The sequence below is a fragment of the Mycetocola sp. genome (assembly GCF_046716805.1).
Classification (GTDB): Bacteria; Actinomycetota; Actinomycetes; order Actinomycetales; family Microbacteriaceae; genus Mycetocola_A.
This window is the reverse complement of record NZ_JBKJWH010000081.1, coordinates 1-3,928: the sequence shown is the minus strand read 5'-3', so window position 1 is coordinate 3,928 and position 3,928 is coordinate 1. Positions and strand designations below refer to the sequence as shown.

Annotated in this window: 4 protein-coding genes and 6 tRNA genes; all 10 read right to left on the bottom strand. The window is 50.9% G+C overall.

What is annotated here, in order from left to right:
* Nucleotides 1-85 precede the first annotated feature (85 nt).
* Nucleotides 86-436, bottom strand: coding sequence for a thermonuclease family protein (locus tag ACLQ62_RS06460; protein ID WP_411720828.1), 351 nt, complete (start codon nt 434-436; stop codon nt 86-88).
* A gap of 159 nt (nt 437-595) precedes the next feature.
* A tRNA-OTHER gene (locus ACLQ62_RS06455) sits at nt 596-670 on the bottom strand.
* Between the two features lie 121 nt (nt 671-791).
* Nucleotides 792-971 (bottom strand): hypothetical protein, encoded by a 180-nt coding sequence (locus tag ACLQ62_RS06450; protein ID WP_411720827.1) that lies wholly within the window; start codon nt 969-971, stop codon nt 792-794.
* A gap of 456 nt (nt 972-1,427) precedes the next feature.
* On the bottom strand, nt 1,428-2,165 hold the full coding sequence (locus ACLQ62_RS06445; RefSeq protein WP_411720826.1) for a hypothetical protein: 738 nt from the start codon (nt 2,163-2,165) through the stop codon (nt 1,428-1,430).
* Nucleotides 2,166-2,253: 88 nt separating this feature from the next.
* Nucleotides 2,254-2,592 carry a hypothetical protein gene (locus tag ACLQ62_RS06440; RefSeq protein WP_411720825.1) on the bottom strand — a complete coding sequence of 113 codons (339 nt, stop codon included), beginning with the start codon at nt 2,590-2,592 and terminating at the stop codon, nt 2,254-2,256.
* A 37-nt stretch (nt 2,593-2,629) separates the two neighbouring features.
* A tRNA-Lys gene (locus tag ACLQ62_RS06435) sits at nt 2,630-2,704 on the bottom strand.
* A gap of 100 nt (nt 2,705-2,804) precedes the next feature.
* Nucleotides 2,805-2,887 (bottom strand) — tRNA-Tyr (locus tag ACLQ62_RS06430).
* 19 nt (nt 2,888-2,906) lie between these two features.
* Nucleotides 2,907-2,978, bottom strand: a tRNA-Lys gene (locus ACLQ62_RS06425).
* Between the two features lie 115 nt (nt 2,979-3,093).
* Nucleotides 3,094-3,165: transfer RNA gene (locus ACLQ62_RS06420), tRNA-Arg, on the bottom strand.
* 148 nt (nt 3,166-3,313) lie between these two features.
* Nucleotides 3,314-3,396, bottom strand: a tRNA-Leu gene (locus ACLQ62_RS06415).
* Nucleotides 3,397-3,928: the final 532 nt, after the last annotated feature.

Sequence of the window (3,928 nt, the reverse complement as noted above, 5' to 3'; positions counted from 1 at the left end):
CCGTATGGTATTGGTATCTACCATACAGTATACCAGAATGGCACTACACGAAGATCAACAGAAAGTCAAGCGGAGTCCGAAAGAATCAAGCAACCACTGGCTTAGTGCCGCCGTAGTAAGGCACGGCAAGTCCAGCAGCAACGAGAGACTGGTTGACCTGCTTGTCGTCAACGTAGATATTCACAAGCCAGCGTCCGTACTTGTCGTGGTCTTTGAAGACATCGATACAGACCTGAGTATCGACCGGAGCCATGGCTTCAGCGAAGTCGGTTGCCTCTCCCCAGAGGGCGTCTCCACGCTCTGGAGTATCCATTCCGTAGAGACGGAAGCGGGTCTTGACAAAGTGATAGAAGCCGAGATCTACTAGTAGATCTACGGTGTCGCCGTCAATCCATTTGAGGTCGGTTGCTCGGTATCGGTATTCTACAGAGTTCATGGTATATCCTTAGTGTATGTTAAAAGAGCAAGCTGGTCATCCACGCGCATCCCACCACTTTGTTTCCAGTTGCGGCGTAGTCTAAACGATCCTCCCCAAAAGATCTCCTGCTACCGTTTTCCGGATCACGTGCCATAGCCTTGTCCGATGTGCTTGCAGTCGGGAGTGGTGGAATCGAACCAACCATCTGCGAAACGTCTTCCGCCGCTCTAACGTCCGTTGAGCTAACTCCCGTAGTCGAGTGTGATGGAGTTGCACCATCGTCTCCGGAATCGAGTACCGGTGTTTTGCTAAAGGTATCTCGTGTCCCGTGTACTTAGGGAGTGTACCTTTTATTCAAACTAACCCTCGTAGGTTATTTCTTCTCTCTTCGATCCTGTACAATCTTCTGCACACGCAGAGGGTTGACGTTGAAGAGTTCTGCCAGATACAGCAGAGTGCGTCCGTGAACGCGGTCGGTGATACCTTCCTTGAGGAATGCTGCCTTGGTTGCTTTGTACGCAAGGTAGATCCGGTCTTCTCGGGTCTGGGGCATGGTATCTCCTATTTATCAATTGTATCAGAATGTGGGACGACCCGGACAGCATATCCGACTGTCCGGGTCTTATCATATGTCCACATTGGTTGTCACATCTACACGTTTAAGCTCACGAATCATATTAACATTATGCGCTTTTCCACTAAGCTACCCGCCCGAGAGGACTGCATGTGTCGTGGACACAGAGGGCGGGAAGGGATTCGAACCCTTGTCTCGTAATTCAGTTCGTGAGCGGTTGATTAGATGTGTGCGGTAGCTTGCTAAGTCTAGAGCAATAATCTGAGTCTGATATCGTCTAAACAGCGCCTCTACCATTGGGCTATCCCGGCCTGATTGGTGCCGGGAGATGGACTCGAACCACCACCTGTACTGTCTTGACTAATTAGGCTAAGTTTCAGCTTTAGTCTATAGCGCCATTGCGCTTACCCTGTGCTCAACAGGGAATCTAGGGGACTACGCTGCGAACAGGTAGTCGAACACGGCCTTTCCAGCTTCTTCATCCGTGATTTCGGTGTTGTTGGCCTCTTCGCGTGCAAACTTCACAGCGGTCTGGAGAGCTTCAACACGTGAGAGGAGTTCGTTGACTCGGGTGGCCGGGAGCGCACCGGAGAATTCTTTCTTGGACCACGTGCCCACGATGACATCTTCATGGAAGATCTCGACCTGAGCCGGGTGACGGTCGGTGGCTTCAGCCTTGACGTGGTTCTTCAAGACCTTCTTGGTCTTGACGGACTGAATGACGGGAGTAGCGTACTGGCCCGATGCTGCGTCGTAGGTCCAATCCTGTGAAGGATCGAGAGTCGGGAGCTTGGAGACGAATTCGTGGATCTCGACAAGCTTCTTCTCAAGGAAGAGAAGGTAGGTGACGGGCACGTTCGCGAGGATGACGCGGGAGCCGACCTTGACATCTGCCTTGGCAGCAGCGTTGGCGGTCTCCTTGGTCAGGGTGACATCGAAGAGTCGGGTCAGAGCAGACGTTGCACGCTTGATGACATCTTCGGCCTTGACCTGCACGAGGGTGGACTCTGCGGGAAGGCTATCACCGTTTTCCTCGTCCTTCGGCTGGTAGGTGCGGGAGAGGCCAGCAAGGAGGGCAGGCTTGGAGACTTCACGGTGAAGGTCAGTGAACTCGCGGTTCGCCTTGGACTTCACGGAGGGTTCTACTGCAATGATCTGGTTAAGCTTGGTCATAAGTTTGATGTTTCTTTTCTATGTCGTTTCGTCGTTATGTATCAATTTTACCACCCGACTGCTTGAGTGTCAAATCGATGTTTACTGCTTAGTCTTTGGAGGAGATCGTTGTCTCTTCCGTTGTTACTGAGTCTACCTGAACGTCTGTATCTTTGTCAAGTCGATCAATAATTGCTTCTTCGACTGGATTCTCTTCGTGCTTCTTCTCGATCTTCATCTGAAACCATAGGTTCCAGTGAGACACTACCACAGCATACACGGAAATGAAAACCAGAAACGGTACGGAAGTGGAGAGCCAGATTGAGATAGGGAAGGCTGCGGTGAACCAGATAATGGTGAGCCATCCGTGCAGCTTCTTGTTGAACTGCATGCTTGTGGAGAAGATTTCCCAGAAGTGGGCAAGTTTGGATTTGATGGTATCGAGCATAGGATCTCCTTGGTGTTGGTAGTTCCATTATACTCTATGGTGCCCCCAGCGGGTTTCGATCCCGCGTCCCCGATTTAAAAGATCGGTGCTATCCCAACTCAGCTATAGAGGCATTCGCTGTACTCGGAACCCCAGAAATCAGGCCTGATTGGGGACACACTCGTAACCTATACAGCTATTTGAGATATGCGCGGTGCTGCGCTATCGTCTCGTGGGGCCGGTAGGACTCGAACCTACGATGTTTCTTTGTCACTGATTTACAGTCAGTTGCCTTCGCCGCTTAGCACACGACCCCAAGTTTTTCAATTATAGAGTGGCCCCGGTGGGTTTCGATCCCACGTCCCCAGATTAAGAGTCTGGTGCTATCCCAACTCAGCTACGGAGCCATTGTTTGTTGCTAGGTATTCCATGACCTTTGCGACGACGATATCACCCTGCAAAGAGTCTACGGGTGAGACTGTGGCGCATGAAATCTTACCGACTCCTCGACCATTACAACAGAGTCCCTAGACGGATTCGAACCGCCGACGCTAACCTTCGTAGGGTTACGCTCTTCCTCTGAGCTATAGAGACGGGTACGGACTTGGTTTTGGCAAACCTCACCGATAGCGAAGAGACGCTAGCTCCCTCCCGACCTGCTTCCCGGTAGTCATCACCGTCCAGTAGGTGACCCTCTTACCATTTACGGTAGTAAGTTCCGTTTGATCTGCCAAGATCAAAGTAGGAGTGATGGGATTCGAACCCACAGTGTATCAAAGTATGCGATCCTAAATCGCACGCGTCCACCAATTGCGCCACACTCCCATATCTTAGCTGTTCTTCCAACCCCTGTTTGTCGGCTCCTGAGAGTGACAGTTCGGACAAAGAAATCTAAGATTGTCTCTTAAATTATTATACCAGTTTCCGTCAATATGGTCAACGTGAATCTGGATAGGTTTCCCGTTCCAAGCGTTAGTCAAGCCGCATCCACACATTTCCGGGACACCTGATTCGATCAGCGCTCTCCTAAGCTGCTCCGCTTTAGGCCTGTTAGATCCCTCTGGGAGAAGCACGAAGATTTGATCAAGGGTCTTACGGTTATGGGCCGTAATTCCTGTAGTGTTTCCTCGCATTATGAAGTGCGAAGTGTCGATACCGAACGACTTGATTCTGCGCGAGATATGGCTATGTGTCCCGCCAGCAGCCTTGAGTCCAAGGTACCTCATCACGTCTGAAACGGAGTGACATTTAGATACAGCGTCCTGAAGAAGTTCCTCAGTATAACGTATGTTAGCCATTCCATCCTTCTGTAATCGTAGCCAAGATGGGACTCGAACCCACACGTCCCGAAGGACAC